Source organism: Shewanella psychromarinicola (assembly GCF_003855155.1).
GTDB lineage: Bacteria > Pseudomonadota > Gammaproteobacteria > Enterobacterales > Shewanellaceae > Shewanella > Shewanella psychromarinicola.
Genome location: NZ_CP034073.1, coordinates 3,761,426 through 3,788,156, shown reverse-complemented (window position 1 = coordinate 3,788,156; position 26,731 = coordinate 3,761,426). Strand labels below are relative to the sequence as shown.

At 42.1% G+C, this 26,731-nt stretch carries 21 protein-coding genes; 10 read left to right on the top strand and 11 right to left on the bottom strand.

The window, feature by feature from the left end:
- The first annotated feature begins 70 nt into the window (after positions 1-70).
- Together EGC80_RS16520 and EGC80_RS16515 are read left to right on the top strand one after the other, a co-directional pair.
- The gene (locus EGC80_RS16520; protein ID WP_124011456.1) at positions 71-721 is read left to right on the top strand and encodes a Tll0287-like domain-containing protein; all 651 of its coding nucleotides are present in this window, start codon (positions 71-73) and stop codon (positions 719-721) included.
- A gap of 267 nt (positions 722-988) precedes the next feature.
- Positions 989-1,858, top strand: a complete 870-nt coding sequence (locus EGC80_RS16515) for an MBL fold metallo-hydrolase (RefSeq protein ID WP_124011455.1) — start codon at positions 989-991, stop codon at positions 1,856-1,858.
- 81 nt (positions 1,859-1,939) lie between these two features.
- Here EGC80_RS16515 and EGC80_RS16510 read toward each other — a convergent pair whose 3' ends face one another.
- The 5 genes from EGC80_RS16510 to EGC80_RS16490 all read right to left on the bottom strand — a co-directional run bounded on the left by EGC80_RS16510 (position 1,940) and on the right by EGC80_RS16490 (position 5,963).
- Positions 1,940-2,344 carry a rhodanese-like domain-containing protein gene (locus EGC80_RS16510; protein ID WP_124011454.1) on the bottom strand — a complete coding sequence of 135 codons (405 nt, stop codon included), beginning with the start codon at positions 2,342-2,344 and terminating at the stop codon, positions 1,940-1,942.
- Between the two features lie 15 nt (positions 2,345-2,359).
- Positions 2,360-3,109: a sulfite exporter TauE/SafE family protein gene (locus EGC80_RS16505; protein WP_206191805.1), complete on the bottom strand. Its 750-nt coding sequence runs from the start codon at positions 3,107-3,109 to the stop codon at positions 2,360-2,362.
- A gap of 17 nt (positions 3,110-3,126) precedes the next feature.
- A complete protein-coding gene (locus EGC80_RS16500) occupies positions 3,127-3,996 on the bottom strand; it encodes an MBL fold metallo-hydrolase (protein WP_124011453.1) in 870 nt (289 codons plus the stop codon).
- Positions 3,997-4,053: 57 nt separating this feature from the next.
- Positions 4,054-4,695 (bottom strand): peroxiredoxin, encoded by a 642-nt coding sequence (locus EGC80_RS16495; RefSeq protein WP_124011452.1) that lies wholly within the window; start codon positions 4,693-4,695, stop codon positions 4,054-4,056.
- A gap of 671 nt (positions 4,696-5,366) precedes the next feature.
- Positions 5,367-5,963, bottom strand: coding sequence for a response regulator transcription factor (locus tag EGC80_RS16490; RefSeq protein WP_101031591.1), 597 nt, complete (start codon positions 5,961-5,963; stop codon positions 5,367-5,369).
- A 178-nt stretch (positions 5,964-6,141) separates the two neighbouring features.
- Between EGC80_RS16490 and EGC80_RS16485 the strand changes: the two genes are divergently transcribed.
- The 5 genes from EGC80_RS16485 to EGC80_RS16465 all read left to right on the top strand — a co-directional run bounded on the left by EGC80_RS16485 (position 6,142) and on the right by EGC80_RS16465 (position 13,277).
- Positions 6,142-7,998, top strand: a complete 1,857-nt coding sequence (locus EGC80_RS16485; protein WP_124011451.1) for a sensor histidine kinase — start codon at positions 6,142-6,144, stop codon at positions 7,996-7,998.
- Positions 7,999-8,248: 250 nt separating this feature from the next.
- Positions 8,249-10,531: a thiosulfate reductase PhsA gene (gene phsA / locus EGC80_RS16480; RefSeq protein WP_124011450.1), complete on the top strand. Its 2,283-nt coding sequence runs from the start codon at positions 8,249-8,251 to the stop codon at positions 10,529-10,531.
- A 28-nt stretch (positions 10,532-10,559) separates the two neighbouring features.
- Entirely contained in the window at positions 10,560-11,132 is a 573-nt protein-coding gene (locus EGC80_RS16475) for a 4Fe-4S dicluster domain-containing protein (RefSeq protein ID WP_124011449.1), read from the top strand.
- Positions 11,129-12,070, top strand: a complete 942-nt coding sequence (gene nrfD / locus EGC80_RS16470; protein ID WP_101031583.1) for an NrfD/PsrC family molybdoenzyme membrane anchor subunit — start codon at positions 11,129-11,131, stop codon at positions 12,068-12,070. The genes EGC80_RS16475 and nrfD overlap by 4 nt, the downstream gene beginning before the upstream one ends.
- Positions 12,071-12,356: 286 nt before the next feature.
- On the top strand, positions 12,357-13,277 hold the full coding sequence (locus tag EGC80_RS16465; RefSeq protein ID WP_124011448.1) for a LysR family transcriptional regulator: 921 nt from the start codon (positions 12,357-12,359) through the stop codon (positions 13,275-13,277).
- 53 nt (positions 13,278-13,330) lie between these two features.
- Here the strand turns inward: EGC80_RS16465 and EGC80_RS16460 are convergent, their stop codons facing one another.
- Together EGC80_RS16460 and EGC80_RS16455 are read right to left on the bottom strand one after the other, a co-directional pair.
- Positions 13,331-14,251 (bottom strand): YjjW family glycine radical enzyme activase, encoded by a 921-nt coding sequence (locus EGC80_RS16460; protein ID WP_124011447.1) that lies wholly within the window; start codon positions 14,249-14,251, stop codon positions 13,331-13,333.
- On the bottom strand, positions 14,244-15,815 hold the full coding sequence (locus EGC80_RS16455; protein ID WP_124011446.1) for a YjjI family glycine radical enzyme: 1,572 nt from the start codon (positions 15,813-15,815) through the stop codon (positions 14,244-14,246). The genes EGC80_RS16460 and EGC80_RS16455 overlap by 8 nt, the downstream gene beginning before the upstream one ends.
- A gap of 415 nt (positions 15,816-16,230) precedes the next feature.
- Between EGC80_RS16455 and EGC80_RS16450 the strand changes: the two genes are divergently transcribed.
- Both EGC80_RS16450 and torR read left to right on the top strand, forming a co-directional pair.
- Entirely contained in the window at positions 16,231-16,983 is a 753-nt protein-coding gene (locus EGC80_RS16450; RefSeq protein WP_124011445.1) for a TorF family putative porin, read from the top strand.
- Positions 16,984-17,181: 198 nt separating this feature from the next.
- A complete protein-coding gene (gene torR, locus EGC80_RS16445; protein ID WP_101031573.1) occupies positions 17,182-17,907 on the top strand; it encodes a two-component system response regulator TorR in 726 nt (241 codons plus the stop codon).
- Here torR and torT read toward each other — a convergent pair.
- Positions 17,904-18,968: a TMAO reductase system periplasmic protein TorT gene (torT, locus tag EGC80_RS16440; protein ID WP_124011444.1), complete on the bottom strand. Its 1,065-nt coding sequence runs from the start codon at positions 18,966-18,968 to the stop codon at positions 17,904-17,906. The genes torR and torT overlap by 4 nt on opposite strands.
- Positions 18,969-19,037: 69 nt before the next feature.
- Here torT and torS point away from each other — a divergent pair, with 69 nt between their 5' ends.
- Positions 19,038-22,088, top strand: a complete 3,051-nt coding sequence (torS, locus tag EGC80_RS16435) for a TMAO reductase system sensor histidine kinase/response regulator TorS (protein ID WP_124011443.1) — start codon at positions 19,038-19,040, stop codon at positions 22,086-22,088.
- Between the two features lie 206 nt (positions 22,089-22,294).
- Here the strand turns inward: torS and torD are convergent, their stop codons facing one another.
- The 3 genes from torD to torC all read right to left on the bottom strand — a co-directional run bounded on the left by torD (position 22,295) and on the right by torC (position 26,719).
- The gene (torD, locus tag EGC80_RS16430; RefSeq protein WP_372491434.1) at positions 22,295-22,936 is read right to left on the bottom strand and encodes a molecular chaperone TorD; all 642 of its coding nucleotides are present in this window, start codon (positions 22,934-22,936) and stop codon (positions 22,295-22,297) included.
- A 99-nt stretch (positions 22,937-23,035) separates the two neighbouring features.
- Entirely contained in the window at positions 23,036-25,528 is a 2,493-nt protein-coding gene (gene torA / locus EGC80_RS16425) for a trimethylamine-N-oxide reductase TorA (protein WP_124011441.1), read from the bottom strand.
- 12 nt (positions 25,529-25,540) lie between these two features.
- A complete protein-coding gene (gene torC / locus EGC80_RS16420) occupies positions 25,541-26,719 on the bottom strand; it encodes a pentaheme c-type cytochrome TorC (protein WP_124011440.1) in 1,179 nt (392 codons plus the stop codon).
- Between the last annotated feature and the right edge of the window lie 12 nt (positions 26,720-26,731).

Below are 26,731 nucleotides of genomic sequence, written 5' to 3'. Positions count from 1 at the left end.
TCGGTCATAGGTTTTTTATAACCCTAAAACTCATTGAGATTAAACGATTTTAAATAGAGGAATAACAATAATGCGCTTAACACACAAACACACACAATCATTGATTAAGGCTAGCCAAATGGCCGGCTTAATCATGCTTATGAGCGTCTCGACGGTAGGACAAGCTGAATCATTAACCGAGCAGCAAGTGCTTGAACAACAGGCCAATCAACGAATTGCCGAATTTAGCCAAGCACTGAAAGGTCATTTAAAGACAGCCATTAAGCAAGGTGGATTAACCAACGCAGTGTCGGTGTGCCAAGCGGTAGCACCTGCAATTGCAGCAGAAAACTCAAAAGAGGGCTGGACACTTACCCGGACCAGTTTGCGAGTGCGTAATCCAGCCAATACGCCCGATGCTTGGGAGTTAACACAATTACAGCAATTTGAACGTGTTAATGCTTCAGGACAGCAAGCTGCTGATAAACCCATTGTGGCGAGTGAGTTTATCGTCAAAGATGGCAAAACACAGTTTCGTTATATGAAGGCGATACCAGCGCAACAATTATGCTTAGGTTGTCATGGTAGTAATATTAATCCTGAGCTGAGTACTTTGATTAACAAAACCTATCCTAATGATAAAGCAGTTAACTTTGCCCTCGGTGATATTCGCGGTGCGTTTTCATTACAAAAGGTTATCAATAATCAAGCCGCATCGGTTACAGCAACAACAAAGCCGTAATCAAAGCTGAAGTAATATAAGCGAAAGACCTAGAAGCGAGGACGCTGCGCGGCTTATAGCAAGAGCCTAGGACGCTTCGCTGCTAGGTGCTAAAGCAAACAGCACAGCGACCCATGGGCTGTTTATGGTGGTGGTTTACGTTAACATTATCCTGCCTTTACGATTCCTTATCAGTCATTTACAAAATGATGTTAACCATTATTGCTAATATTGATCTGAGACTTTATCTAACAAATGCATTGGGTATTTTGTTGGGAGTTAATTGTTATGAGTAAAATCCGTATTGATCCTTTTTATCATCGTACTAGTCATGCTATTACCTATGTGGTGACCGATCTTGCTACTCGTCAAAGTGCGATTATTGATCCCGTTTTAGACTTCGATATGGCCTCTGGTACTATAAGTACATGTTTTGCCGATAACATCATTGATCATATCGATAAGCATGGATTTGAAATTGAATGGATTTTAGAAACTCATGCACATTGCGATCATATGTCTGCGGCGTGTTATATCAAGACCAAACGCGGGGGAACAACGGGGATTGGTGAGCACATTACTCAAGTCCAGCACACCGTTAAAAGATTGCTAAATCTCGATGAGAGCTTTCAGTGCAATGGCGAGCAGTTTGATCAACTGTTTACCGATAAAGAACTCATTAAATTGGGTCATTTAACTATTCACATTATGCATACACCCGGACATACACCTGCTTGTGTGAGCTATCTCATTGAAGATGTGATATTTGTCGGTGACACATTATCTACGCCAGAATGGGGTACTGTGAATACTGATTTCCCCAATAGCAGCACGACCACCTTGTATCATTCAATTAACAATATATTAGCGTTACCTAATTGTACTCGGGTGTTTATAGGGCATGATCCCCTTGGATACAAACGCCAAGATAATATATTTGAAACATCAGTGATTGCGCAGAAAAGGTATAACTGCGTTGTCGGCGGTAAAGTGACCCTCGCTGAGTTTGTTCAGCGACATCAACAACGCCACATTGATTCTGATATACCGCATCTATTGTTAGCGGCAATCCAAATTAATATTCGAGCAGGTAACATGCCACCAGCAGACCGTAAGGGTAACGCTTACCTTAAAATACCGCTTAACCAGTTGTCATAAATCGATTAGCCATTAGAAATCAGCAATCAGTCATGATTAATGAGCAATAAACCACAACATGCTGGTTTATGTTGGATGCATTTATACCTTATGAGGCACTAACGGAAATTCATCTTGTTGCCATTGCATCATGCCACCAGCGACAGACAATGGTTTGGTAAAGCCCATATTCTGTAATGATGCTGCGGCAAGTGCTGAACGACCACCCGTACGGCAAATAAGGTATATGTCTTTTTGAGCTAACTCAGTTAATGCTAATACCCATTCACAGTGATGACTCACCAAAGGATGTTCATGAATTTTCATCTCTAATACGCCACGAGGAAAATTTATTGCACCTTCTATGTGACCTGTCAGAAACTCTTCATGCTCACGAACATCAATGATCACCACATCTGGTTTACTCATCGCGGTATGTAATTCATGAGTACTCACTTCCCTAATATTCGCTTTGATTTCACTTATGTATTCTTGAGCTGTTTTCATGTGTACCTCGTGATATTAAATGATAGATTTTGATAACATAAATAGCGCCATCATGACTAAAAAGACGGCAAATATTTTTTGTAAAATGGCTTTGGGTAAATATTGGCTTATCCATTGACCTGCAATACTGCCGACAAGCCCGCCGGCAATCATGATGGCGATAACCGACCAATCAAATTCAAGTCCTTTGTTTGACAGCAAGCTGTAATATTTAACAAAGCCCACCAGTGAATTCATGGCAATAATCACCAAGCTGGTGCCTATTGCCAGCCACATTTCAATACCACCGAGCAAAACCAGTGCTGGGACAATTAAAAATCCACCGCCAACGCCAACAAATCCGGTCACGACACCGACAGCTAAACCTTGTGAGAGGATTTTAATGATATTTAGTTCACCCGCTTTACACCTGCTAGATTGATTACGCCACATCATGACGGCGCCAATGAGCATTAGCATGACAAACACCATTAGCTGTATGTCGCTGGTGACAAAGGTGCTGGTCCATGCACCTAAATAAGTACCCGCCATGCCGGGTAAACCAAATAAAAATACATGAGGCCAAGAGACCTTTTTTTGCTTAATAAAACCAATACTACTGATTAAACTTATCGCTCCTACGATGCATAATGATGAAGCAATGGCTAACTCGGCTTGCATACCAATAAGGTATAGCAACACCGGAACCGTAAGAATTGAGCCTCCAGAGCCTAAAACACTTAACACGAAACCAATTAATAATGCGCCAATGATTGCTTGTATCATCTTGATTACTCTTAGGCTTAAAGGATATTAATGGGTATTTTTAAATACACAGTGCCGTTGTCTTCAGCCGCTGGTAGTTGCCCTGCGCGAATGTTGACTTGAATCGCTGGCAATATCAGCCTTGGCATGGTTAATGTCGCGTCTCGTTGTTGACGAAGTGCCACAAAATCTGCTTTTTTCATGCTGTCGTTAACATGGATATTGTGTTTTTTTTGTAGGCTTACTTGGGTTTTAAATTGGTGGTCACGGCCCTCGGTCGGGTAGTCATGACACACATAAATATCGGTGGTTTCAGGAAGGCTGAATAATGTCTGAATTGAATCGTATAAGGTATTGGCATCACCACCAGGGAAATCGCATCTGGCGGTACCCACATCAGGCATAAAAATAGTGTCGCCAACAAAAGCCGCTTGCTCATTAACGATATATGCTAGATCGGCTGGTGTATGGCCCGGTGTGTGCATAATGCGAATCGTCATATCACCCACTTTTAGGCGGTCATTATGTTTAAATAACCGGTCAAATTGGTTGCCATTAGGCAAAAAACCTGGCTCTAGATTAAAAATCGTTTTAAAGGTGTCTTGTACTTGAGTGATGTGTTCACCAATACCCATTTGGCCCGCTATTTTGTCACGCAGAAAACTGGCGGCAGATAAATGGTCTGCATGGGCGTGGGTTTCCAATATCCATTTAACCGTCAATTTCTGGCGGTTAATCCAATGTAAAACACGTTGCACACTGCGGGTATCAGTGCGGCCCGATTTATAATCAAAATCTAAAACAGGGTCAATAATCACTGCATATGAGGTCGCATTATCGGCTACGACATAAGTAAATGTTTCACTGTCTTCATCTAAAAACTCATGCACACTAAACGTCGAATTCATCACAAACCTCCTATATAAATGATGCACAAGGACTCGCGCCCCTGTGCTGGTAAAGGCTTAAAGCGACTTTTTACTAAAGTACCAATCTGTGTATTTAAACCCTTGGCTTAAACGGGCCTTGGCTTCTGCTGTGGTGGCTGGTGGGGGGACTATCACGTCATCACCAGGCTGCCAGTTTTCTGGGGTGGCAACGCCATTGGCGTCACTGGTTTGCAATGCTTTGACTAATCGAACAAATTCATCGATAGAGCGGCCATTACTCATTGGGTAATACACCATGGCACGTAAAATACCCTCAGGATCAATAATGAAGGTCGCGCGGACGGCCGCGGTATCACTCGCACCGGGTTGGATCATGCCGTAGGCTTTAGCCACTTCCATTGATAAGTCGGAAATAATAGGGAAGGTAATTTCAACACCGAAGTTTTCTTCAATATTCCGTACCCAAGCGATGTGTGAATGAATACTGTCGATGGATAAACCTAATAATTCGGTATTAAGCTGGGCAAATTCTTCTGCACGTTGGGCAAAACCGATAAACTCTGTAGTACAAACAGGCGTAAAATCAGCCGGATGAGAGAACAATACTAGCCACTTGCCTTTATAGTCAGTGAGTGAACGCATGCCATGTGTGGTCTTGGTATTAAATGCCGGAGCGGGTCGGTTTAATTGTGGAAAAGAAACAATAGAATCAGTCATGTTATTACTCCAAAAAAGTGGTTAAGTTAATCCAAATCTAATCTATAAAGTAGATTGCGAACATACTTAGTAATAGCAATAGCTGGGCCAACATCAGTCAGATTAAAATAAAAATAACAATACTTATTAAGCTTATGATTATAAACAGTTTAATGTTTTTATATTTAATTTTAACGTCATAGTTTTATTAAGGAAATCATAAATTGTCATTTTATTGTGTCAAATATGACATAAGCGACAAAACTGACTGTGTTAATTGTCGCTGTGGGTCGAAGAGTATTGCTACAAATGCTATTAGTGGTGAATTGAGGCATGAACAAACAAGGCGTATGCGCGAATATCTTCACTAAAGAGAGCCAGAACAAGGTTAGGGCAGCGTGCAAACGACTCAGAACATCATCTGGTGTAACTTAACATCGCATTTTATGAATTAAAGATAGCATCAGCGAAAGAGAGAAAGTATTGCTGATGCTATTGAATATAATTTAATTAAGTCGACAGGGTTATACAAGGACGTTTGTAACGTTATCTCATATTATCCAAAAACTTGATTTAATAGCGCTGTTGGTTTGCTTGTGTTGCGTTATCGATTATTCACGTAGAACAAATAACCTTTAGTAGTGCAGCTTAAATATCCAGTTAAGTAACCACTAAATAATCAATGAAATTTGCTAGTCAACAAGTAAGGGACTGAATTTGGCTAACTCAGCTGCATTACGTACCTGGAGCTTTTTAATTATTTTTGAACGGTGAACCTCTATGGTTCGCAACGATACAAACAGAATATCTGCCATTTTCTTATTGGTTTTTCCATCAATTAATAGATGTAGCACCTGATTTTCTCTTTCGGTTAGGGTGCTGTAACGTTGCCTTAATTGCATTGCTTCAAATGTGTATTTGCTAGTAGCTAATGCTTTCTCTATTGCACTAACAAGCTCTATTCCTTTTACCGGTTTTTGAAAAAAATCACAGGCACCTTGTCTAAATGCCTGAACCGCCATCGGCAGATCACCATGGCCGGTCAGAAAAATAATCCCTAACGGACTTTTACCTTTGACGAGTGTTTGTTGCAATTCTTGGCCGGTGATTTCCGGCATTTTACTGTCAACAATAAGACAGCCTGGCTGAGATATATCACTATTGGCAAGGAATTGATTAGCTGATGGGTATATTTGTAAGTTGAAACCGTATTGCAAAAGCATAAATTGCATTGAATCAAGGATCGCGAGGTCATCATCAACCATAAAAATATTGTTTAAATTCGGCATTTGGCTATAAGTTATTTAAGCATAAGTTAATTGATTATAAATACAGTGTAATCCTTGTTATAGATTGAGCAAATTGTAGATGAGTTTTTTGTGCGACACGCAACTTTTTTGTTTCTATAACTGCATTAAACTAGCCTTTATTGTGCTGTATTGACATTGATTTAGGTGAAGCTTACTGATGCGTTTTGGACTGTTATTATGGTTTATATTGGTTTTTCTGTTGGTTCATTCAACAGCAACGTTTGCACTGTCTGCCAAAATTGCGCCAGTCGCTCAACAGCAAGCTGCAAATGAAGATCCTGTTCAGGTCCATTACCGTGTTGCGGTATTAGCCAACTATGGTGTGGCTAAAAGCATACAACGCTGGCAGCCATTAATGACCTATTTAACCAAAAGAGTAAAAAACGCCAGTTTTGAAGTGGTGCCCTTAGATTTTAATCATATGAATGATCAGTTACTTAATGGTCAGGTGCAATTTGTCGTCACCAATCCTGGGCATTACTTTAATATGAGTAGTGATTTTCCTATTTCGTGGTTAGCCACAATGAAAAGCAATCAGCATAATGGCAGTACTTTTGCGATTGGGGCGACCATTATTGTTCGCAGTGAAAGTCCATATAAGACTCTTGAAGATTTGTCTGGGCATTCCGTGGTGGCCAGTGACCCTAGTGCTTTAGGCGGTTATCAAGCCGCAATAGGGTTAATTAATTCCAAGGCTTATTCGACAAATAACTTTTTCGGTAAAGTGACTTTTCTCGGTTTTCCATTAGAGCCGTTAATTTACCAAGTCCGTGATGGCACCGCGGATATTGCCATTACCCCATTCTGTACTTTAGAGCAGATGGTTAGAGATGGCTACATTAATGCTGCCGATTATAGAGTCATCAATGATGTCACACCAGAAGGTTATGAATGTGCAGTGAGTACGCATCTATATCCTAATTGGTCGTTTGCCTCGTCAGATGCTGTGCCATTAAAAGTGAGAACCGATATTACTCGCGCATTGCTTTCAGTCAGTGCGACTCATCAAGCTTCAATTGTGGGTCAAAATCGAGGTTGGGCAGCACCCATTAGCCAATTTCAAGTGGTGAAGTTATTTAAAGAACTTGATATAGAGTCCAATAAAATGCCGGTTTATTTACAAGTTTGGCAATGGATTAAACTGAATCAAAAGTGGGGCTTTGGTTTATTAGGTTTATTTGTTATCGCAACAATTTATCACTTATGGCTGGAATATAGGTTTAGACAAAAGAGTGAAAATTTATTAAGCAGTGAACGACAATTAAAAAACAAAGCATTGCAATTAGAGCGTTTACAAAGTGCAGCCATTTTGGGCGAGATAGGTGCGGGCTTAGCCCACGAGCTTAACCAACCTATTGCTGCGATAACACAATATAGTGAAGGAGGTATGATTGAGCAGGCCAATAATACTGGGGAAGATTCTAAACAGTATCAGTTGCTCGATAAAATACACCAACAGTCGATTCGTGCCGGTGAAATAGTCCATAGAATAAGAGGCTTGTTGCAACGAAAGAACGCTGAAGCGACCGAGTTTTATGTACACGAACAATTAATGATATGCCTAGAGTTACTCGAGCATGAGTTTAAAATTCATAATATTAAACTCAACACTCAACTCACTAGTACTGACATCAAATTAACCGGCGATAAGGTGGGCTTCTGCCAAGTATTAATTAATGTGTTAAAAAATGCTGTTGATGCCATGTCAGAAAGAGGTTTCTCAGCAAAAATCCCTAACCGGATTAGGATTGATTCATATATTGTTGACCATAGATTGAAATTGAAAATTTATGATAACGGTATTGGTTTGAGCTGCTCTGCAGATGATTTTAAAACGAGCTTTTTCTCCACTAAAGAAAACGGTTTAGGCTTAGGTCTCGCCATTTGCAATGATGTCATTATGCAGTTTGGTGGCAAAATAAATTTATCCAAATGTAAAGATGATCCAGATTCAGCTTGGCAAATGGGTTGTCGGGTATTAATCGATATACCGTTAAATAACTCTGCTAATTAGCCTATTAAGAATTCGTCTTCCGCTTTTATATACTCTCGTAATATGTTGCTATCTCTTTAATTGCGCGCTGAAACCGTGATATCAATCAAATGATTATCTTCGATGTGGTTTACCACAATATCCTTAAGTTATTGGTCGGTTAACAATCTGTTTAGCGATGGTGCTTATTAGTTTATAAGTTTTGATAAGTTCCATTAATCATACGTTAACCGTAATAACTTCGCACCTCGTCGAAGGTTAAGAGGCAATCATGATTGAGTTAAATCGGCGTCATTTTTTGAAGGGAGCTGGGGTTAGTGGTGCATCTTGTGCGCTAGCAAGTATTCTTCCTGGTTCACTGGCAGCATTAGAAAAACAACCTCTCAAAGGTGTTTCCTCTGAAGTGGCCAGTATTTGTGAGATGTGTTCCACTCGGTGCCCTATAAAAGCGCGCATAGTTGATGGGAAAAATGTCTTTATTACCGGCAATAAAGAAGCCAAATCATTTGGCGGCAAGGTCTGTGCCAGAGGTGGCGCAGGTCATAGTTTACTTTACGATCCACAGCGGATTGTTAATCCATTGAAGCGTGTTGGTGAACGTGGCGCGGGTGAATGGATTGAGATTTCTTGGGCTGATGCTTATAAAGAAATTGCAACCAAAATGAACCAAATTAAACAACAATATGGTGCAGAAACCATTGCGTTCTCATCTAAGTCTGGTTCGCTTTCTGGTCATATATTTCATCTGGCTGAAGCATTCGGTTCGCCAAACACATTTACCCATGCTTCAACCTGTCCAGGAAGTTATGTGGTGGCCGCTAAGGCGATATTTGGCACCAAAATGAAGCGCGATTTGAGTAATTCTAAATACATTATTAACTTTGGTCATAACCTTTATGAAGGCATCAATATGTCTGAAACCAGAGGAATGATGCAAGCGCAAATGGATAAAGGCGCTAAATTAGTCGTATTCGAACCACGTTTTTCCATTGTGGCCGACAAAGCAGATGAATGGCATGCGATACGTCCTGGTACTGATGTGTCAGTTGCTCTGGCGCTATGTCATGTTTTAATTTATGACAACTTATACGACCGTGATTTTATCGAAAAGTTTGTAGTGGGTTTTGATGAGTTCGCTGCAGAGGTCGAGCAATACACGCCAGAGTGGGCCGAAACTATTTCAGATGTTTCTGCTAGTGCCATTCGCCGTATCGCTCACGAATATGCTAGCCATGCGCCACATGCGGTTGTCGACTTTGGTCATCGCGCTACTTTTACCCCTGAAGAATTCGATATGCGCCGTGCGTTATATGCTGCCAATATATTAATTGGCAACATTGAACGTAAAGGTGGTTTGTACATGGGTAAAAAAGCACCCGGCTACAATAAATTTGCCGGTGAAAATATCGCCCCAGTATTAGCTAAACCGGGTGTTGAAGGTATGCCTAAATCTTCAGCAATTCGTATTGACCAGGTTGAAAAGCAATACGCAATGATGTGGTCTTCAGGGGGGATTTATCAAACCATATTGGATGCAACGTTAGAAGCAAAACCCTATCAACTAAAAGCATGGGTGATGAGCCGCACTAACCCTATGCAGACTCTTACAGACAGGGCCAAAGTAGAGCAAACGCTTAAAGCGTTAGATTTAGTGGTGTCGTGCGATCTTTATATCAGCGAAACCGCAGCCTATGCAGACTATATTTTGCCTGAGTCAACCTACCTTGAACGAGATGAAGAAATACAAGATAAATCAGGCAAAAATCCTGCTTATTATGTGCGCCAACGTGTTGTTGAAACTATTGGGAATACACGCCCAAGCTGGCAAATATTCAAAGAGTTAGGCCAGTCTTTGGGACTTGATAAATTTTATCCTTGGGAAAATATGCAAACGTTGCAATTAATGCAGCTTAATCGTGACCATAGCTTATTGGAAAACATCAAAAAAATGGGTTATGTCAGTTATGGTAAGCCATTGATGCTGCGTGAACCTGAGATGGTTGCAGCGTTCGTTAAGGCTTTTCCAAACGCGAGAAGTGTTGATGAAGATGGCTGCTATGCAACGGCAATGAAGTTCAAAACCCCCAGTGGAAAAATTGAATTAACATCGCAAAAAATAGAAGACATGGCACCTGGCCGAGGCGTGATTAAGCATCGAAATGTGCAACTAAAGCAAGCTGACGAGTTTTATTTTATCCAAGGTAAGGTTGCCGTACATACCAACGGCGCAACACATAATGTGCCAATGCTGGCCAACCTTATGTCTAACAACGCAGTTTGGATCCATCCAGTAACCGCTGGACGATTAAATATCCACAGTGGCGATGCCATTCAATTAATCAGCAGTGTTGGCAGTGAAGAAGGAACCGCTTTAGTGACTCCGGGCATTCGCCAAGACACGGTATTTGCATACATGGGCTTTGGCTCTAAAAACAAAGAGCTGGTAAGGGCAACAGGAAAAGGTATCCATTGTGGCAATCTGCTTCCGAATGTCATTGCGCCCATTTGTGGCATGAATTTACATACCACTGGTGTCAAGTTGGTAAAAATTTAGCCGGTAAATAATAGATTTGGAATCTCCTATGAATAAACGATATGTCATGGTGCATGATGAAAACAAATGCATCGGCTGCCAAGCTTGTAATATAGCTTGTCGAAGTGAAAACAACGTACCCGAGGGTGTCACACGCTTGCAGGTTAGGGTGGAAGGGCCTTTTGGTGAAGCTCCTCATCTACATTTTAAATATAATCGCGTGTCCTGCCAGCAATGTGAAAATGCACCGTGTGTAAGTGTTTGCCCAACAGGAGCGGCTTATATTGATGAAAATGGATTAGTGTCAATTCATAATGATAAGTGCGTCGGTTGTCAGTATTGCGTGGCGGCATGTCCCTATAAAGTCCGCTTTATCAATCCAATCACCAAGGCTGCAGACAAGTGTAACTTCTGTAAAGACACTCGCCTAGCCAGAGGTGAGCAACCCGCCTGCGTCACAGCATGTCCAACAGATGCGTTGTATTTTGGTGATGCTAACGATAGTCAAAGTGAGGTTGCACTATTACTTAATACTAAAATAACCTATCAAGAAAAAACTCACTTAGGCACTAAGCCTCGTGTGTATCGTATTCCAACTAAACGAGGAGGGATTGAGTCATGAATAATACATGGGGCGATATGGCGCAATATGATCCGGTGACATGGAACTGGGTTATCGCAGTCTACTTATTTATGGCCGGTTTATCAGCAGGTAGCGTACTCATTGGTATTGGTATGCGTTGGTACAGCCGTGATAAGCAAACTGAAAGTCCAATATTAAAAGCTGCAGCGCTAATTGGACCGGTGGCAATCAGTTTAGGTTTAGCTTGCTTGGTGTTTGATTTAACTAAACCGTTTCATTTCTGGCTGATATTAGTTAATTATAACTTCCAGTCTGTTATGGCAATAGGTGTTGCAGCGTTATTGGCATATTCACCACTGGGTATCGCCTATGCGCTAATCGTGCTTAAGGATGATTTACCTAAGTGGAAGCTGGGTTTCTTATCCGGCATTGCCGATTTGCTAATGCCGTTCCGTAAGATTATTGAAGTCTTGCTATTCATCCTTGCTATTGGGGTTGGCGCATATACTGGCTTTTTAATCTCGGCGATGAATGCTTATCCAATGCTCAACACTGCGGTATTACCTGCACTATTTTTAGTGTCGGGATTATCAGCAGGAGCAGCTGCTAACCTTGTGGTGGCGTTATTGATGTTTAACACCGATACCCATAGCCCTGAAGTTGCCAAAATGCACCGCATTGAGTTACCGGTTATCATTGCTGAAATGATGTTTCTAGTGATGCTGTTTAGCGCACTCTATTTCACTGGCGGTTCAGCCGCTACTGCGTTAGCATCGTTAAATACCGGTATTTGGGCAAGCGTGTTTTGGATTGGGGTGGTTGGAATTGGCTTCGCTATTCCATTATTGGCAATGCTATTACCTTCGAGCGCTCGCCACAGTAAAGCCTTAATGTTGACCGTGGCATGTTGTAGTTTGACCGGGGTGTTAGCCCTTCGTCACTTCATTGTCTATGCTGGTCAAAGCTATATTAGTTAGAGAAATACGCTAGCTTAACGTGTAGAAAGTGTGCTTCATTTAACTTCCTCTCGGACTTGTCTGAGAGGAAGTTTTTTATGGGTAATACAAAAACGCTTATTTCAACCGCTATGACTGAAACGTTCGGCTGTTGCTGAAGATCTAACCCGTCTTCTGGATGAAATGTAAACCATATCAGTTAGCAATGTGAAGCGGGTCTTGATTGTGGTTGTGTAGCCTATACTGCAGGCTAATTTACGTTTATATTTTGCAAACAAATGCACCACTTATCAGGGGCAATACGCTAATGGATTTGGCTAAACTTTCCCGTATCAGCATGAAACATTTAATCACTTTACATGTGATGCTTGATACCCTCAGTGTAACCGCCAGTGCAGAACGGTTATGCTTAAGCCCATCGTCGGTCAGTAAAACCTTGAGTCAGTTAAGAGAAAGCCTTAATGATGAATTATTCTATCGACATGGCAACTCACTTATCGCCACCCCCTTAGCGCGAAGGTTAGGCCCAAGCGTGCAGCAAATGATCAATGATATAAACCATATCATGAGCCAAGATGTGTTTAGTCCTGCCGATTATCAGGGGCGATTTTCACTCGCCATGCGAGAAAGCACCTTTGAACTGCTGGCCGCCAAAATAAGCGCTCATATTCTCAATTTGGCGCCCAATATCCATTTAGATATTTACAGTAAAGACAATATTGGTTTTGACGGGCTACTAAAGGGATCGTTAGATTTTATCATTTTACCCCATGATCTAAGTCAACCGACTAATATAGACGAAGACTTAAAATGGGAAACCTTGATAAATGATGAGATGGTTTGCTTAATGAATTCATCACACCCATTGGCTTTGCAGCAAGACATCAGCCTCGATGACTATTTGCATTTTAGTCACATCGGCATCACAGATACCGACCTAAGCACGCCGTATTTTGATATTTTGCTGGCTCAGCAATCCAAAAAGCGCGCCGTACCCATTTCGGTGGCAGACTTTGGCAGTGCAGCGCTAATGTGCCATCACAGTGAACTGCTATTTACGTGCTCGCGCCGCTGGGCGTCAATGGCCAAACAAGCCCAAGGATTGATCATTAAAACATTACCCATAGATTACGGCAAAGTGGCTTATAGTCTTGTTTGGCATCGCCAGAGTATGAACGACCCTGCGCACCGCTGGTTGTATGAGCAAATATTGCTGTGCAGTCGCTAAGCTGAATTAAATGCGCTTAGTTAAATTAATTAAATTGAATGTACTCAGTTACATTAAATGTACAAGGCCGGCAAGGCGATATTGCTTACGCCTCGCTGGGTAAGTTGAGACGCTAAGGCTTCGATATCGGCTTGGGTGCATTGCGGCCATGTCGAAGCAACTTGTCCGACACCGTGATGGTGAAACGCATTTAACTTAACTCGGGTATCGCTGGGTAGCTGCTGTAAATATGTCGCTAGGGCGTTAATCTCCACATCATAATCTGTGATCCCAGGAATGTGTAACAGTCTCACTTCATAAAGCTTATGATGCTGAGCAAGTAACTCAATGGATTTAAATACCGGATGATTATCACGGCCGGTGATGTAATGGTGGGTATCTTGTTGCCATGCTTTTAAATCAACCATAGCGCCATCTAAAAAAGGCAGCAACTTATGCCAACCCGTTGGAGGTAAACTGCCATTGGTGTCGATCATGCAATTAAGATGTGATAAGTGCTCAGATGACTTAATCGCCTTAAACAGCTCAATGACAAAAGGTAATTGCAGGCTGGCTTCACCGCCGCTGACCGTAATACCATCAATAAAATGCCGTTGACTGCTAATGACCTCAAGCATTTGCTCAATGGTATAATTGGACGTTTTGGGCGTTGACTTTTTAGGGCATACCGCAAGACATGTATCACATTGACTGCACAGCGAGCTGTTCCACACTATATGCGACTTCTCCTTTACCACAGCACCTTGCAACGCTATGTCATATGAAAGAGCGTCTTGTGACGCCATGAGTGTCAGTGCTTGCTCAGGGCAATGTTCAACACAATCGCCACAAGCATCACACAAGCTTATCGTGTGAGGATTATGGCAGTTTTTGCATTGATAATTGCAGCCTTGCAGGAAAATTACCAATCTACTGCCAGGCCCATCGACACATGAAAACGGCAATATTTGGCTTACAATGGCGTGTTTACTCATAAACAAGAGGCGACTGTTCGTGAGCAATCACCCGAGCTTGGCGCTGTAATATCCCTGTATTGGTAGCAGCCTCGGCGGCTAAGCCCGTGGTGTTGGTACGCGAGCCACATTGCTTAAACGTCTCAATGTCTGAACGTTTTACCATATAGCCAGTCACGCGGACTAAATCATTATTAGCAACATTGGCGGTAAACTCTCTAAAACCTGAGCTAAGAGCGCCTTTACAGAGTTGGAACATAGCTTGAGGATTAGATTTTACAGTTTCATCTATGGTGAGAATATCGCTAATCCCAGCGGTATAATACTGATGATGTTTCGCTAATGCTTGAATATGGCTAATGGGATCGGGCTCTGTACCATAGGGAATACGAACCCCTGGGGTTACGCCTTTATCCAGACTAATACCGCTTTGAGAATGTAATAATGCTCGGCCTTTGTAGCCATAGGTCACCGGCGTCGATTTGACAATTTTATCTAATGCGGCAGAGATCCTCAGTCCGAGTTCATTTGCTTCAAGCTCGTGTCCATAACCGTTACCGGATTGATTAACACTGTTTGTGGATCCTACGTCGGCTAAACCACGCGTGGGCAAGGCTTGTAAAATATTGACCGCTTCAGCCATACCATAAATCCCAAACATTGGTGCAAACCGTGACTCATCAATGAGCTGTTCTTTAACTAAAAAACTATCAAAAAAATGTGATTGTTGATGTAAAAAGGCCGAACGCGCTTCAATAAGCTCATACGTGAGCTGACAATAATGAGTTAACGTTTGCTCAAAAAAATCAGCAATGCTGGTGGCTTTGATGGCAACTTGCTTAAGGTTAAGTCGTACTAAGGTATTGGCGCCGCCAGCTAATGGTAAAGCGTTATAGCAACTGACAATCCCAAAACCCCGCTCATCGAACGTTTCGGCATGTAATGGGTAATTAGCAATGTGAGGTTTACTGCACTGACAAATATTGGTGGTGGCGAGCAGTAATAAATCATCTGGGGTGACGGCTGGGTCGTACATAAAGGTTAAATTAGGTGCAATTTGCTGTAACTCGGCATCAATTCGCAATATGGTCCGACAAATAATATTATCGGTCGGACCTATATTCACATGCATAAACGCATCGGGTAAGGTTCTATCAAGTAAAATCCAAAAGCGTTTTAGTTTGCGATAGATTGCATCATTATCAAGCCCTAGGGTAAAAGGCATTAATAACCCATCCAATTGGCCTAAGTACACCGGGATATTGGTCACCGACGGCACATGGTGATAAAGGATAGTTAACGCATTCAATGCATCATCAAAATCTTCAGCTGGCGCTAATTCCAAATACTCGGAGCCTTGCTGAAGGTATTTAGCATAATCGGGTAACACATAACGCGGCTTAAACGGCGCATGGCCTTCAAACATATCGCAGATAATGCCGTCCGTCATCGCATTATTAACCTGCTCAGATACCGCCACATAAGGCAGGCTGTTTTCAGCTTCTAATGCCAAATTATTCGATTTTTGCTTAGGAGAAAGTTGAGGGTGGCTGACTATTTGAACAATATTATCTTGTAATGCCATGATGAAATTCCACTATTTTTATGAGCAATGATATTAAGACCAATGCTGGTAACCATTGTTGATAACCACCAATCTACTCAGTGGCGGAGGTTTTCAACAGTGAAAATAGCCGAAGCGGCTATTGATAGAATCGAAATCCGATGATGAAGATCACAAGCTAAATTCTAGAATGCTTTATTTTTGGGTGAATATATTAATGCAAGGTAAGCCCTATAGGTGTCGACTATTATATTGTTCATCGTCAATGGAATTAAAATCTCATCAACAGAGCCAGAATGCTTTAGGTCATGTTAAATATTGGTATTCATAATCTTTCATATTCGTTACTTATTAGTTCATATCTAAATCAGTAGTTATTCATATATTTTACATATAGTCACTCTATCAACAAGAACCTAAATGTAGGGTGATAAATATGAATATCAGAACAACTCAATTAGCTCAGTCAATTTTATTAGTTAGCTTAATCCTATCGGCAAACGCCTTTGCTCATGCCGCAACTGATCAGGATGTCCTTGGTGGCACTATTAACGGTAAATTAACCTTTGCTTCTGATTATGTTTTTCGAGGTGAATCTGAAACCATGGATGGCGAAGTACCGGTGGTACAAGGTACGCTCAGTTGGGGCAATGAGCTTGGTTGGTATGCCGGCATGTTTGCTTCAAATGTTAAATTTTCCGACCCTAATTTAGAAATTGTCACCGCACCTTATATTGGTAAAGCGGGTAAATTTGGCGATAGCACTATCAGTTACGACGTCATGGTTTTCTCTTATCTTTATCCTGGCGCTTCATACTCTAATTATACAGAATTATGGATTAAGGTTGGCAAGCAATTCGGGCACGCTAATGTTCAACTAGAAGTAACTCCAACCATCGATGACTGGTTTGGTGTTGATGGTTGGCAAGGTGTTAACTATGCGGTTCATCCAAGCTACGCATTTGATAATGGTGTAAATTTTTCAGCCAGCATCGGTTATCAAGGTTTAGAGGGCGAAGGTGCAGAAGGCTGGGGACACTGGAACTTGGGTGTGAGTAAAGCTTATGCCGGCATCAATTTCGATGTTCGTTATCATGGCAGTACCATGGATAGCGATCATAAAGTGTATGGCACTCAAACAAAGATTTTTGATGACCGAGTGGTTGTTGGCATCAGCAAAAGTTTTTAAATTAAAAATATAACGTCTTTTATTGTGAATCTGTAAATATAATTGGATCTGGTTCTACATCTTTCCATTGTGTGATCCGGGTCCTTTTTATCAACCAATTTTGCTAGCTAGCACTCATTCCTTGAATATCGTTATAGGCAAATGTGAAAAGTTATGAATAATAACGACCATTATTAGCAACACTATTTGGATTGGACGATGGCACATACTGGTTTAACAAATACAGTACTCGTAGTTGACGATGAAGCGGTGATCCGCGCTCGATTAAAAGGCTATTTTGAGCGCGAAGGTTATCGTGTGCTTGAAGCTGGAGACGGCGAACAGATGTGGCAACAGTTTGCAAATCAACATGTCGATTTGGTGATGTTAGATATTAATTTACCCGGTACAGATGGTTTAAGCTTGGCACGCGAACTGAGAAGCCGTTCGGACGTGGGCATTATTTTAGTCACGGGTCGTGATGAAACTATTGATAAAATCGTTGGTCTTGAGATGGGCGCTGATGATTATGTGACTAAGCCATTTGAATTAAGAGAATTATTAGTAAGAGTTAAAAATTTGCTGTGGCGAATTTCGTTAGTCAAAAAAGCACAGCAAGACGTTGTAGACCAATTTGAAAAATGTGACGATATCATTGCCTTCGATCAATATATTCTTGAATTAAATAGTCGAAAACTGAGTTATGGTGACGAGGTGATTAAGCTGACTAAAGCTGAGTTCGAATTACTTACCGTCTTTGCATTGCATCCACAGCAAGTACTATCTCGTGAGCGATTAATGCAGCAAACAAGCCATCGTAATGAAGAGGTAAATGATAGAACCATAGATGTCATTATTCGCCGTTTACGAAACAAGCTACAGGCAGACCTGTTTGTGACAGTTCACGGAGAAGGTTATTTGTTTGCGACTAAGGTTAAAGATTAGTTTTGTGTTACGCGGTAAATGGGGTAAAAATTTGCAGGGGCTAAGCTGTTATTAAACATATCGAGTTGCACCTTTCCTTGTTCTAACGCCTGTATTTGTGGGCCAATATCACCAAATGATTGTGCTCCCTCAAGTAGTTTTACCATGATATCTATTGCCAACTTACCTTGTAACACCACTTGATCATCACTACTGAAAGCGACTTTATTACGATGCAGTCCGCGCAACGTCGCTGGCGATAAATAACTGCTCACAAGCTTTACTTGGCCAGTTAATTGTTTATGTTGCAATGTTCCTATTGCTGCTTCGATAGCAACTGCACTGCCTAGAATATAATCAGGAATGTGGTCGTTAAGCAGATTATGAAGTTGGTCACGATAAAGGTCACGATTATTGTCAGTATGACGAATTGACGAAACCACAATAGGACTATTGGTAATAGCATCTTGAATACCAAGCTCAACCCAATCGCTGCCGCCAACACTTTCTGGGCCTGTGAGTAGAGCGAGTTTTACTGGAGACGATGGAGGTGATTTTTTTACAGATTTGGCGATAAAGTGGCCAGCTTCCCAGCCCATTTGATACCAATTAACGCCTACACGAGTAGTAATAATCGGGTTATCGAGTCTATTCACTAACGCAATGATGGGCTTATTAATTTGGCCCGGGTATCGGTCAAGTAAATTGGGGGCCACAGCACCGAGTAAGATCGCATCGAACGGCTGATTAAGGCAGTATTCAAGTTGTTTTAGTTGTTGCTCTTTTCTGTAATAGCTACCGGCTTCAAATAATTCTAAATTAATGCCTAATTGGCTGGCTTTTGACACCAAACCGTAATCAATGCCGATCCAATAAGCGTCTTTAAGGTGAGGTACTAAGGCACAGATCCGCCAAGGCTTTTTGGCCGAGGTCAGTTGATTATATTGTATCGACTTTACTGTTTGGATTTTGGCATTAAAGGGCGTGCGCTGTTGTAATGTCCAGCTAGAATCGGATGTTGCTTCAGCAAGTAATGGTAATATCCCTAAGCCAGCTATGAGCATATAAATAAGTCGGCACATTATATTGTCTCGATTAAGGTTTCTGAAAAGAATAGCAAAAGAATTTTAATAATTATAACATTTTAAGGAATGACTGTGAGCACTTTATCACTATCAGGCAAGAGCTTAGTGGGTCGCCTTATGTTGGCATTCTGTCTGCTCGGGTTGTTACTATTAATGTTAGTTAGCCTTGGCAGTATTTCGCTTTATTGGGTAAAGCTTGCTGACCAATATCTATATGAAGAGGCATTACCCGCATCACAGGCCGCAAGGCAATTGATGCAGTCTTCTAATGGCTTGCTCGACAATGCCCAAGCGCTTGAACGAGTGGAAGAAGAGGCTCAACGCGTTTTCCTTGGGCGTAAGTTGTCACTGGAAAGCACTAATTTACTTTCCGCTATTGAACGACTCAATTCGTTAAATCTACAAAATCATGGTGTCGATAAAGATAAGCAATTAGCGCTATTAGCCGGCGAAATCATCCATGACTTATCGGTATTCGGCCGCCAAGTGGGTAAACGTTTAGTGTTGGCGGCTCAATTGAATAATAAAGGAAGCGCACTGGCGGAAGCGGCCAGTAAGAGTGGTGTTTTACTTGAAGCAGAACAAGCTGTGGTCGATTCAACCATTCTGGCTAAGTTGAGTTTAGCTTACCCTCAAGTGATAGGCGCTGAACAAAGTGCCCAACTTTTGGACTCCATCATAGAACAAGACTTGGATGTCCGTGAACGTTTAAACCGAGCTTTGGGATTGATCCATCACATTGCGTTAGTGGGGCAGTTATTACAGTCGCCAGAACAACAACTCGGATTAAATAACGTTCTCGACAGTATGGCTCGAGTACTTTCTCCAACAACTTATACGATTAATACTACTGGCGATAACTTACATAACGGCATCGAAGTGCCTAGCCCTTACACAGGTTCAGGCACGAGTGGGAAAATTGATTTAATGCCTCTGGAATTACTTAAAGGCTTAATTCGAGATCCCGTTAGGGCGACAGAGCTTGAGCACCAACTGATAATGTTAAGGGAAGTAAATGTTGGCTTAAGTTTGCAGCAGCAATATGCGCAATTACTAACGAAACAAAATGCGCAGCTGTTAACGCTGACGGATAAATTAGGCCAACTGAATAAGTCAGTCGATAGCGCAATGAAAGCACAACAGCTGCAGGCAGAACATGCCCGAAGTAATTTTTTACAGCAATTACTGTGGGCTAAATCAGGGCTGTGGGCGACAGGTATTTTGATGTTAATCATTATGCTGTTGGTCGTTTATCGGGTTATTTATAAAGGCATTGCTTTACGCCTAAGTGAAGCAACTGCAGCATTATCTCAATTAAGTCAGGGCAATACCGAAGTGGTACTTGATCCTCATGGAGACGATGAACTCACCGCGATGGCTGCAGCCATTGAAGCTTTTAAACAAAAAACCGCGCACAATCAAGCACTGCAATCTGAGTTACAACAAACGGCATCAGAATTATTTGCCCATAAAGCCTCACTCGAAAGTACTGTGCAGGCGCGCACACTCGAACTGGCTGAAACCAACCGTCAACTAGACGCTGAAGCCAAAGGGCATTCGACGGCTAGAGAGATGGCAGAGCAAGCTAGCAAGGCAAAATCGCTATTTTTAGCGACTATGAGCCATGAGATCCGTACTCCGTTAAACGGTCTTTTAGGCACCCTGACTTTACTGAGTCACTCGCCATTACCTCCAGCACAGAAACAAATGTTGGCATTATCACAATACAGTGGCACCTTACTGCAAAATGTACTTAACGATATTTTGGATTTTTCTCGTTTGGAGCAAGGTAAATTAACTAACGAGCCTCGAACTGTCGCACTTTGTGAGCTGCTTGATGAAGTGATGGCTATCATGTTAGCTGGCGCGGGATTGTCAGGTATATCGTTATATTTAGTTCGCGGTGATTTACCCAAATGGATAACGGTAGACGGACCCAAATTGCGCCAAGTGTTATTTAACTTGCTTGGCAATGCCATTAAATTCACGCCAGCAGGAGAGATTACATTACGGGTAAATGTGGTTGATAAACGATTAACTTTTGAAGTGGCAGATACCGGCGTCGGCATAAGTAAAAATGATATGAATCAATTGTTTATTGCTTATGGTGCGCAGCCTAATCAAGGCAGAACCAGAGGCACAGGCCTTGGGCTCGCTATTTGTAAAGAATTAGTCTCGTTAATGAATGAGGTTAATACTGCCAATCATTCTATTTGGGTTAAGAGTAAAGTAGCTGAAGGTTCCACCTTTGGTTTTAGTTTGCCATTGCACATCTGTGAGCAAGCACATGAGGTTATCTGTGCACAATTACCTAAAGTTGATCCTAAATGTGTACTCGTTATCGAAGACAACAAAGTCAATTCCATGGTGGCCCAAGGGTTTTTAGCACATCTTGGACATCATTCCGTACTGGCTGATAGTTGTGCGCAAGCAAGGGCGTTGTTTAACGTCGATAGTGCTTTGCAGTTTGACGGCATTATGCTTGATATTCAATTAGGCGATGGATCAGGGATTGAGTTATTAGTAGAGTTGAAGCATATCGCTAACGCGGCCCATAAAGACATCAGCATTGCCGCATTTACGGCACAAATTCAAGATGATGACATAAACGAGTATCAAGCCGCAGGCTTTGATGACGTATTAGCCAAACCGCTTAATATGAAGTTTTTAGCCCATTGGATCGGTGATGCAAGTGACAAATCAGCAATGAACAACAGCAACATGAATAAGTTAACCAAGATAGAGAAACATAAAGGCTTGACACAAACTGCCATAGATCAAAAACCATCACGCCGGAATGAAGACAATCAGCCTTTACTCAATGAAAAGCAAATTAATGAAGACTTACAATACCTTGGTAACACTGCTGTTAAAGAGATGTTAGCACTATTTAAAGTCAGTAGTACGGAACACATTAATGCACTCGCAGCTTTACCTGCAGATAGGGCAAAAGCGTTACATGCACTTAAAGGCAGTAGTGCCAGTATCGGCTTTATTCAGTTGAGTCAGTTGTGCAAACAATTAGAAAAAGATGGCATTAGTGCTGATTCATATCCGCTGCTTAAACAGGTGTGGCAAGCATCTATTAATGCACTTGAGTTGAAATTAGCCAGCTAAGTTGTTATAAATCATGGGCCTGGAATGTAGTTCAGTGTGGATAACCGTCACTCTATTTATCCTAAGCTCAAACATTACTTGTGAACTACCCCGAGACTTTCGCTACGCTCGGATCACGGGAATTTCTCGACGGATTAGATAAAAACACCGAGCTTGCTCGGTGTTTTTATCTGGATGAATTATCGCTTAGTCAAATAGATATCCTGTTACTGAGCTCCTTTTAGTGCTTCACAATCAGTTTCAACCCAAGCCAGAGTGAGGTGAGCAATAACAGAATAAAACTTACCAGTATCAACAGAGGTAAGCTTATCTACAAAACGGGGTAGCCAAGCGTGAAGATATTGGCTAATAAAGCTGAGCTGAGTGTTATCATCACTTGCGCAAGCTTGGTGGGCAACATACGCCAAAATAACGGCAATATGGTCTGCCGGTTCAGGGAATTCACTTTGAACAGCCAATTGGCTTTGCTGTAAATAGGTTTGCATTTGCTGATGTTGCTCACCAAACAACAGCACATCATCTTTGACAGCATGGGCATCGTTAAGATACAAACTGGCATAAGGGCTGGCGCTATGCTTTGTACCCACTAAAAATAGGCCACAATAATCGGCAGCAAGCTCTAATAAAGCATGATCAGTATTGACGCTGTTAAGGGTTGAATTAAGCACTGAGTTTATGGTTTCGATGTCTTGACTAAACAAGGGATCACTAGCCAATTGAGTAAAGAATGCCTGCGCCTGACTTGCCGTGAGCGCTTGTAATAGCTGTTGATCTAGCTCCTTTGCAAACAGTGATGAGAGCAGCTTATACACCATAGAACGACCCTGGTTCATTGGCGTGTTATACAATATCTTGTCATTCATCTATGTTATCTCCTGACCTTATTAAGGCCGTTAACTTAAGCGACAAGGATAAATCACTTGGCGCACAGTAATAATACTTACACGTTATAGCTGCGTTTCAATTGGGCCGCTAAATGAACTGACTTCAGGGACTTTACCTTGATATTTTTCGAAGTCGACCAAGCATGTGTACGCGGAGCAAGCTTGGGCAAGTTTCGATGTACCAATATCTTGCGTTAACGTATTAGGGTCGCCATAGCTGCATAATGCACCTATTTCACTGCCGCCTTGCTTGGTACCATCTTTGCCGACAGGGCCATACCAAGCCCCTTCATGAATTCGAATAATGCCACTAGGGAAGTTATCTGATACGACCGCCCCAGCCAATAGCTGGCCTCGGTCGTTAAATACTCGCACAATGTCGCCATCTTTAATGCCACGCTGTTTTGCATCGCTAGGGTTCAAGTACACAGGTTCACGGCCTTTTACGGCGTAAGTTTCTCGATATTGCTGCGACTCACACATTTGTGAATGTAAGCGTTTATCTGGGTGGCAAGATTGCATCCACATCGGGTGCTTATCTGAACCTGGGCCACCATGACTGCGCTCTGATTTTTCTATCCACGTTGGGTGACCGGGGCAGTCTTCGTAGTTAAAACGTGCTATTTTTCGACTGAATATTTCAATCAAACCCGATGGTGTACCCAGTGGGTTTATTTCGGGATCATCTCTAAAATCGGCATGACGTGTCCAAGGTTGGCCTTCACCAAAATGGACATAACCTTGTTTCCAGAAAGTGTCGAAATTTGGCATCTCAAACTTACCGGCATTATCGGCTTTACAGTCGTTATAAAGTTTTTTAATCCAGTCAAACTCCGACATGCCACGGGTATATTCTGTCTCTTTGTTCATTATTTTGGCAAAACGAGTAAATATTTCAAAATCGGACAAGCTATCAAATAATGGTTCAACCATTTTTTGCATCGCTAAAACACCACGGTTAGCGTAGCTGCCATAAACGTCAATGTCATTTCGTTCAAATGTGGTGCAAGCAGGTAAAACAATGTCAGAGAAACGGCAGGTTGCTGTCCAGTTAATGTCGACAGTGACCACACACTCAAGCTTTTGAAATGCTTGCTTCATCTTATTTCTATCTTGATGATGACTCCATGGATTATTACCTGAAAACACCATCATTTTGATATCAGGGTAAGTGACTTTTGAACCGTTGGCATCAATGGTTTTACCCGGTTCTAAAATGGCATCAATCCAACGTGCAACCGGAATGGTGCTACTCGCGCCTTTAAAATCATTGCTGTCGAATAACGGCTTTTGGCCGTCATCAAGATTGCGAGGAAATGCACCCGGGGCGGCAGCACCGGACGCTGGAACACCAATGCTGGAGTAGTGATGGCCGTAGCTGATACCGCCTCCAGGTAACCCTATTTGGCCAATCATAGTGGCAAGCACCGCCGCCATCCAATAAGGTTGTTCACCGTGTTGTTGACGTTGAATACACCAACCCATCATGATTTGAGTACGACCTTGGGTCATTACTTTGGCTAAGTCACGTATAATTTCAGGGCTAACACCAGTAATTTTGCTGGCCCACTCGGGGGTTTTCGCAACGCTATCTGACTCGCCTAAAATATAAGGTACGAATCTGTCAAAACCAAGGCTGTAACCTTCAATAAACTTTTCATCGTGTAACTTACTGGTGATCATTTCATGGGCAATACCCAGCATTAATGCAACGTCAGTTTGTGGGTTAACGTAAAGTTGTTCACATCCTAAGTATTTTTGGGTTTTAGTGACCACCGGGTCGATACTGATCACCCGGATCTTACCTTGTTTCACTTTTTCTTTAAGCTCAGCAAGATAGGCAAATGATTCATGAGTTTCGGCGTTCCAACCCACTTGCAGGTTTTTATAGGGATCATTGGACCACAAAATGATGGTGTTAGATTGCTCAAGGATCAACGGCCATGAAGTACCTTGGGCATAAACTTCTGTTGAGCCTAAAATATAAGGCAAAATAGTTTGGCCAGCACCCGTTGAGTAGTCGCCAATTTTTTTGACAAAGTTACCGTGCATACCAACAGCGCGTTGCATATGACTGGTACATGAATGCAGCTGCCCAGTTGCGCGCCAGCCTGTTTGACCTGCGTGCAGTCCTGATGGACCGTATTGAGTTTGCACCTCATCAAGTGAATCTTTAAACAGGGTTAGGGCTTTATCCCATGTAACACGGACAAAGCGAAAGTCACCGCGCTGGGTCGTATCACTTTTATGACCTTTCAATAAAAAATCTAAGCGCACCATAGGGTAGCGAACCCGCGATGGATTGTAGACTAAGCCTTTAACGCCATTGATCATGTCGGTAGGATATTTGTCTAATTCAAATGGAATGACTTGGTCAATGACCCCATTTTTACGCTTCATTTTGAAAGCACCAAAGTGCGAACCCGTAGTAAGCCAGTCGTCACTTGCTTTAGTGCCCGCAGTTGCCAAAGCATTGAATGACGCCAACACTGATGTACTGCTTAGTCCCACATAAGAAGTCGCCACTAAGCCTTTAAGAAAATCTCTTCTGTTCATGATGATATCCTATTAATGCGCTGACTTATCGAAAGTAGATGAATGCTCTTGTAAGTACTTTTGTACAAGCGCTTGAGTATCTTGATCCATGTTGACGAACGCAATCATGCCTTGAAACATGCCTGGCCAACTATTGGCATCAAAGTGTGCTTCTGCCGGCTGGGTATGGCAAACACTACAACTGCTAGTATAGGTATCCCGTGCATAGTCCCAAAGTGGCTGTAAATCGTTGACAAGATAGTCTGAGTCGGTCCAAATTTTGGCTTCAACACGTTGCCAGGTTAACCCCGTCATCGGATCTTGTTTTTCTTCGAAGACCTCCATTACGCCATCTTCCAACGCCGCAGCTTTTGTGAGTTGAGCAGACAGAATATTAAGACCGAAATCGAAATAAATTACTCGACCAGCACCAATGTTTTTACGCCAACCATTAATACCAACTTGTACACGACTGCCATTGGTTTCAAGTACCGTCACTTTAGTGGCAATGTTTAATGTGCCTGCTTCAACATCTGTATTTTGATTAAAATAAAGCGGTTTGGTCAAGGCGGTAAAGTACTGAGCACCAACAACAAGACCAGTTTCGCCAGATCCGACTTGTGCAATGAGTTCAGGTGCGCGCGCAGTCCCCATATCAGGAAGCTTGTGCGCAATGCCTTTATGGCAATCAACACAACTTTGATTGATCTCAGCGGCTCGTTTCATTTGCTTTTGAGCCAGCTTTGACATGTCACCCCAATTCATAGAGTCGTAGTTATGACAATTTTTGCAGGCTAATGAATCATCCCGATCGAAGCGTTTCCACTCTCGGCTAGCCATTTCTAGGCGTTTTGCTTCAAACTTTTCTTCGGTATTAACCGTTTGCATTAACCAGCCCCACATATCATGAGAAGCTTCAATTTTTCGACCAATTTTACGGCTCCAGTTATGGGGCACGTGACAGTCTGGACAAGTGGCACGAACACCAGAGTGATTTGACCAATGCACGGTTTGCTGCAGTTCTTGGTATGGCTTGCTTTCCATACTATGGCAGCTGATACAGAATTCTTCTGTGTTGGTCAGTTCTAGTGCAGTATTAAAACCACCCCAGAAAATAATGCCCATCAAAAAAGCCGATAGGCTAATTGTGCCTAAGGTAAGATATTTGGCTGGTTGGTTAAGTGTTCGCCAAATGTTGATAAACCATTTCATAACAGCATCCCT